The 6,240-nt window shown below is 48.2% G+C and carries 5 protein-coding genes and 1 pseudogene; all 6 read right to left on the reverse strand.

All coding sequences use genetic code 11. The features are described from left to right. A pseudogene (locus A9B99_RS12945) lies at window positions 1-670 on the reverse strand (hypothetical protein); the annotation flags it as partial. Further along, entirely contained in the window at window positions 667-1,776 is a 1,110-nt protein-coding gene (locus tag A9B99_RS12950) for a hypothetical protein (protein ID WP_064598125.1), read from the reverse strand. The pseudogene A9B99_RS12945 and the gene A9B99_RS12950, both read right to left, overlap by 4 nt. 2 nt (window positions 1,777-1,778) lie before the next feature. Next, window positions 1,779-2,045: a PAAR domain-containing protein gene (locus A9B99_RS12955; protein ID WP_064598127.1), complete on the reverse strand. Its 267-nt coding sequence runs from the start codon at window positions 2,043-2,045 to the stop codon at window positions 1,779-1,781. A gap of 123 nt (window positions 2,046-2,168) precedes the next feature. Further along, window positions 2,169-3,260 carry a T6SS immunity protein Tli4 family protein gene (locus tag A9B99_RS12960; RefSeq protein WP_064598128.1) on the reverse strand — a complete coding sequence of 364 codons (1,092 nt, stop codon included), beginning with the start codon at window positions 3,258-3,260 and terminating at the stop codon, window positions 2,169-2,171. Then, window positions 3,260-4,864 (reverse strand): esterase/lipase family protein, encoded by a 1,605-nt coding sequence (locus A9B99_RS12965; protein ID WP_064598130.1) that lies wholly within the window; start codon window positions 4,862-4,864, stop codon window positions 3,260-3,262. The genes A9B99_RS12960 and A9B99_RS12965 overlap by 1 nt, the downstream gene beginning before the upstream one ends. After that, a partial coding sequence (locus A9B99_RS12970; protein ID WP_231889189.1) for a DUF2345 domain-containing protein occupies window positions 4,861-6,240 on the reverse strand: 1,380 nt, incomplete at its 5' end. The genes A9B99_RS12965 and A9B99_RS12970, both read right to left, overlap by 4 nt.

The following is a 6,240-nucleotide window of genomic DNA, read 5'->3' on the forward strand; positions in this document are numbered from 1 at the left end:
CACGCAGGGCATGCACCAGCGCGTTCATCTCACTGCCTGAAGGTAGCGGGCGCGGGGGTTCCGGGTTGGTCGTGGCAAGCTGGTCGAAAGCGGAAGTCGCCCACACCAGGCCATCTGCCGGGCGGTAACGCAGCTTACCCAGCGCCGCCAGCCAGGCGTTATCGGCAGGCTCAGACGGGTCTCCGCCCCACAACAGCAGGGTACCGCCGTCTTCCAGCCAGCGCTCACGGGTGAGGCCCGGCGCCAGTTGCTCCACATCAGAAACCGTCCCGGTTACCAGCAGCATGCGGATTTTGTGCTGCCAGAAACGGCCGTGGAGGTGGTGAAGATGTTGCCGCAGCGCGATAAATGCAGGATGTGTAGTTTTCTGCATTTTAACAACCGAATTAACCTGATTAGCATAAATATTATCAGGCTGGTATATCCGTTGTTCTTTTTTAAATTGCTGTTTTAACCTGAGGGGTAAAACTGCCACCATCAGTAACAAAGCTGAAAATACACTTCCCCAAATAATCCAGGCTATGTGAACCTGAGCTCCATTAGCAATAACCCGATCCTGGTTCAGAAACAGCAACAGTGCACTAATCCCCGCAAGCCCGACAATAAGAATAAGGTATCCGGTTATACTGTAATGAGTTGTAGTTCCCGGTGAGGATTTTCCTGCTGTCATGAAAATAGCTCCCGTGTGATCAGGCAAAGTGAATAACCGCTTTCTTTTTGCCCGGAAATAACCAGTTGTATTTTTTCTGTATGTATGGCCGCATCCACCATGAGTGCAACAGACAGGGGAAAAGACAAGGGACCTGGTGGGCCAAAAGAATAGTCAATTGAATGAAATGGCTGCTTATGAGGCAATTGCCACTGCCGTTCACTGGCATGACGGATAACAGTTATCCGGTCTTCACTATTTAGCCCAGTCAACCATATATGATGTAACTCAACAGATGGCACCAAAATATACTCAGAAAATATATTCAGTGCGTTTTTAAGATCATCAGAAGACAGCACCCTGCCCACCCCGGCCTGAACAGGTAATGCATATTGCAATACCTGTTCAGCCGGTGAAATTAACTGAGCAGTAATGAACTCACTATATTTTGTGTTACTCTCACTTTGCCAATCCTGAAGACAAATAACAAGCGTTGTTTTGCCACCATCAGTATCAGACAGGGCTTCATCTATTGAGGTAATATACTCAGGATACAAATCCCATTGAGCATAAATAGCCATACTCACCTGTGACTGCTGCTTTGGCTCTGCTAACATTATTTTTACTGTATGCAGAAAATGTCGGTACCCCGGGCATTGCTTTTCCATCTGTTCATCAACATATTGAAAACGGTGATGTATGTAAGGAAGACGAGTGTGTAATGGCCGTGTTTTTTGAGGATAAGCAGGTATTTTTGCATAATCACCCAGAAGAGCCTTTACACCATTTTCCTCCGCAGTCAGCACAACATTCCCCACAATGCACCACTGCCGTATACACCAATGACGCCAACGCAATTTTGTTTGCTCAGTCTCATTATTCCATAACAACATGCTGTTAACTAATTGCTGATAACGGAGCCAGATATACCCATACACCAAACTCCACACAAAGAAAGCAGGCAATATACCGTAAAGAAAAATTTGCCCATAGCTTGTCACTTCCCCAAGAAAAAGACTTCCCCCACCTCCCAGAGTTAGCATTACAAGAAGAACCACACTCAATTTTTTATTATCAGGCCGGGAGAATGGTCGCATTTCAGGTATATCAGGAATAAGCCATAACATAATTATGGCTCGATAGTATTTTCAACAAAAGAGCTGATAACCCGGCAACCGCATTCACAAAGACAACCATCTACTGCCACGGGAATACCCTCTTCCGTTACACCTGGATTACCCTCAATAATTCGGTTGGTGCCATGGAATGGCATCGGGCAGGAAACCAGGTCGCCAACTAATGCCACCTGAACACCATTAATATACATTGTAGAGGATGCTGAGATAACTTTTCCACCATGTGTGGTTGAGTCGCCCAAACAGACTAATGCTGCCATATGAATCTCCTTCAATTATAAAACATTCCATTTCACTGTTTATTAGTGCATTCAAAGAAAAAAACTATAATAATTTACTCATACATGTGACATATTTTCTGTGAGAACGCTGGCTGGTGTGGCCTACCACCCAAATGCGCCGGGGCGCAGTCTCAGTGTGCCGGTGATTTGTTCCCAGACACTGACTGCCTCATTTTCTGATAACGCGTTATCTTCCGACAGGCCCTGTTGCAGGAAACTGATATACAGCCAGGGGGAGTGGGGGTGGGTGATATTTTCATTGGCCTGCAGAACAAAACGCCTGGCTTTCTCTTCATTATCCGTATTTCCGGAAACCAGCCATTCCTCGGTATACAGACCATTTATTTTCCGCACACCTTTCCGTATCGTCTTTCCGGAAAAAGCGGCTATTTCTTTATTTATTTCCGCAGGCCGGCTCAGCATCGTATCATCTGACTTGCTGTAGTTATCTGTCGAAAAATAAATATCAATGGCAGGATTATTTTTCGAGTAATACGTAACATCAAGTTCCTCTTTAACACTGAGCCCGCCATCGGCAATAAAAATCTCCGGCAGGCAGAAACCCGCCTGATACGGTATCTCTGTTTCTTTCTTTCCGGAAATTCTTTTTAGTAACCAGAGCAACTCTGCTTGTTTTTCTGGTACCGTATTACCATAAATATTCGGAGTATCTTTTCTGTCCTCATCGTAGCGGGAGGATAATCCATTTCTTGCCCGCACCTCAATTTCCACCGCCACACCATTGGTATACAGATGTGCCTCCAATACTCTGGCAGAATCAGGTACTGAATTATTTACATTCCTTTCAAATATTACCCCCTCCATACCAGCCGGCAGTGCATGTACCGCTTTCAGAAAAGGCATATTCAGCGGGTTGACTGTTCTGGTGCGCCTTAATTCCGCTTCCCGCCGCCGGATTTTCTGCTCAAATGCCGGGCGGTAGAGCCGCTTTGTGGTAACCGGCGCCTTATTGATAAAAGCCAGCACATTGCCGCTTTCCACAGAAAAAGAGGCCGGCATGTCTATCAGGTAACGCCCCACACACCGGGTGGTGGTTTCTTCCATAAAAGTATTCACTGTGTTTTCCTCCTGCGCTGTTAACCTGATTTTGGGTGGGTAGCTGTTAAACAGGTAATAACCGGTGCAGGCCGCAACCAGTACCGCCACTACCCAGGGTAATTTGTTTATTTTCATTAATAAGCCAGTGCCGTCTGTTGTATATCCTGGATGATTTTTACCAGTGCCCGCAGGGTAAACTGCTGCGCCTGTTTATGCTTATAAGCGGACTCATGCCCAACCGAAACCTGGTAACGCGCCCGTAAATAATGTGCCGCTATACGCCCGGAGCGCACCGGCACCGTGCCATCACCGGCCTCTCCCGGGGGCAGCAGTCGCCAGGACTGGTAGATCCCCTGAGCCCACCCCTCCCCGGCAAGAGGTGCAGATACCGTACGCCTGTTGAATTTCTCGGTTTTATCGAGTGGGCGCCCATTCTCCACATTTCTGCTGCGCCCCTGATTCACCCACTGTTCAATAAACGGGGTTTTTGACTGCCAGCAAACATCGCCATAAGATAAAAAGGATTTATCGGCACTATAAAATGCGTAGGTATTCGGATGGTATTTACCATAAAGGTCTTCTATAAAAGGCCTCACCTCATCTTTAATTATTTCCTCATAACGATACCAGTCCTTGTCATTTTTTATTAACTTTGAATTTAATTCAGGATTGATAAAATGCTCATCACATAACCCCCACCATTTATTTCTTTGCAGATAAATTTCACGGTAAGGGTCTTCTTTAGGGAAAAAGAGGACGTCTTCACCGTCCATTATTTTTAACCAGCGCATACCATAAGCCTTGCCAGGTAGTAACTGTAGCGGGCCGGGTGCCTGAGCTAACACCGCTGTCATGGCTTCGGCATCTCCCCCCTGTACCTGGGAGCCTATCCACCCGTCCACCCTGCCTGCCGGGTATTCAGTGCCTGCTTTCATCCTGCGGTAGGTGGCGGCGGCACCCAGTGCGGGCATAACCCCATGCACCACCCCCAGTACATGTTCTTCTCCCCCCATGTTTTGGGTATAGTGGCGCGCAACCAGCCCCCCCATGGAGTGGGTGACCAGGATCACTTTTTCACATTTTCTGCCTTTGCTCTGGTAGAACTCTGTTATCTCTTTTATTTTTTTGCCTAACTGATGCGCTGAATCAGTATTGGACTTTAGCCAGTTGTACCCCATGGCATACACCGGGTAGAGATAGCGATACGTTAACTCCACTTCCGCTTTTTCCAGGGTAATTTCACCCGTTTCCATGGGTTGCACACTATTAAGTAATTTCCCGCGCTCGCTGTTTTCCATGGGGCCAAAATCATTCAGTACATCCTGCAACCAGCAAAGAAAAGGGGCATAACTGGTGTATGCCACACTCCCCCAGCCACGCTCTTTGCGCGTTAGCAGCAGAAATGGTTCCGCTTTTTCGTCGACCTTTCCACTGTCATCCACTTCAGTAGTTAATGGCGACAGTTTTTCTTTTCTTACAGTAGCCTTTGCAGCAAACCAGGAATTCGCAATACCCACTAAACTATCCAGGTTCCAAACTTTCTCTCCTTCATATCGTGTACTTTTAAGATTACTTCCCATCACACCTGGAATAAAAATTATTGGTATTACCCGCTCCGGGTAGACAACACATTGCTGAATAAGCTTTCCACCTTTGGGTTGGCTGAATAATTTATAATGGGCATTCCCGGCACCATCATATTCCGGGTATATATTTACAATATTGTCAGCCTCTTTCATTCTTCGTCCTCTTTACTCAGGATAAGATCCATACTCCCGGCCGCATTAAAATTTTGCATAGGGGCATTACCCTTTGCTGATGTTTTTTCAACACTACTGCCTGTATCACTACTGACTGTTGCCTTGCGATTCACTACTGCGTCGCCAGTTCCTCCCCACACCAATAAGGGTTGTAATTCAAAATTGCCCTGTTGATACTGGTTAAACATTTGGCTGGCACTTTGCCCACTGAATTTTTGCCAGACGGCTCCACGCTCAATAATTTTATCCGGCGCGGAACATTCCACCGTTCCGTCTGCAATACGGATATACCCGCCACCACTGGTCAGAATAATTTCCTGTTTCGCGCTGATGATTATTTTCCCTTCGCTGCTGCTCACCCGCACATCCTTCAGTGCATCCAGCGTCATTTCATCGCCCTGTGCCTGAATTTCCACCCTGCCTTTACTGGCAAATAATTTTATTCCCAGCTTTTGGGCATACAGGCTGATTCGCTCACCGGCAGCCACTGTCATTTTTTTTAGAATACTAAAATCAGTACTGCCGCCACTGACTGCCGTGATATTTTCTCCGGCAGATAACTGCAATGTTTTTGGCGTTACCTGTGCTATTCCGTCCGGTGCAGACAATAACAACGCCGCATTTTTAAGCTCTGCCAGCGTCTCGTTCAGTAACTGTTTTTGTGTTTGTAAATCTGCCAGCTCTGCTCTTGCTGCCTGTGCTGCACTGTTTAATGACTCCACCAGGCCCTGCGCTTTTTGTAGCTGGCTCAGTGCTGCGGACATCTCCAGCATCATTCCACTGGCCGATGGCTGCTTATCTGCCGTAATAAACACCCCGGCGCCACCACGGATGGCAACATGCCTGTCGGTACGCAACTCCGCCCCTTCGCCACGCCGTTTTCTTTCAGCATTCACATTGTGGCCCAGGTTCAGCTGGGTCTTGCCGCCGTATTCAGTGCTGAGTTTGACGTGTTCCGCTCCGCGCTTGTCTTCCATGCGCAGCTTATTCCGCCCTGCAGTTCTCACCACATTGCGGGTGCTGTTCAGTTCCGTAACCGGGTCAATATGCCGGGAATCATGCAGGGCGTGGGCGATATACGGCCGGTCCGGGTCGCCTTCGTGAAAGGCTATCGCCACTTCGGTGCCCTGAACCAGCGGGAAGTGGAAACCATATTTGTGCCCGCCATAAGGTTTCGCCAGACGCACCGGCATACTTTCCATACCTTTGCGTTTGTCGTCGCGGTCGGCATCAAACTTTACCCGGTACAGGCCCGAGGCATCCTGCCAGGCGTAGATGTCGTCGGGTTTGGCGCTGGTCACCCGCGCCATCAGGGTGCCACTGACCACCGGGCGAGGCCTCGCCGCCGGGCGCCA

It is taken from the genome of Mangrovibacter phragmitis, assembly GCF_001655675.1.
Taxonomy (GTDB): domain Bacteria; phylum Pseudomonadota; class Gammaproteobacteria; order Enterobacterales; family Enterobacteriaceae; genus Mangrovibacter; species Mangrovibacter phragmitis.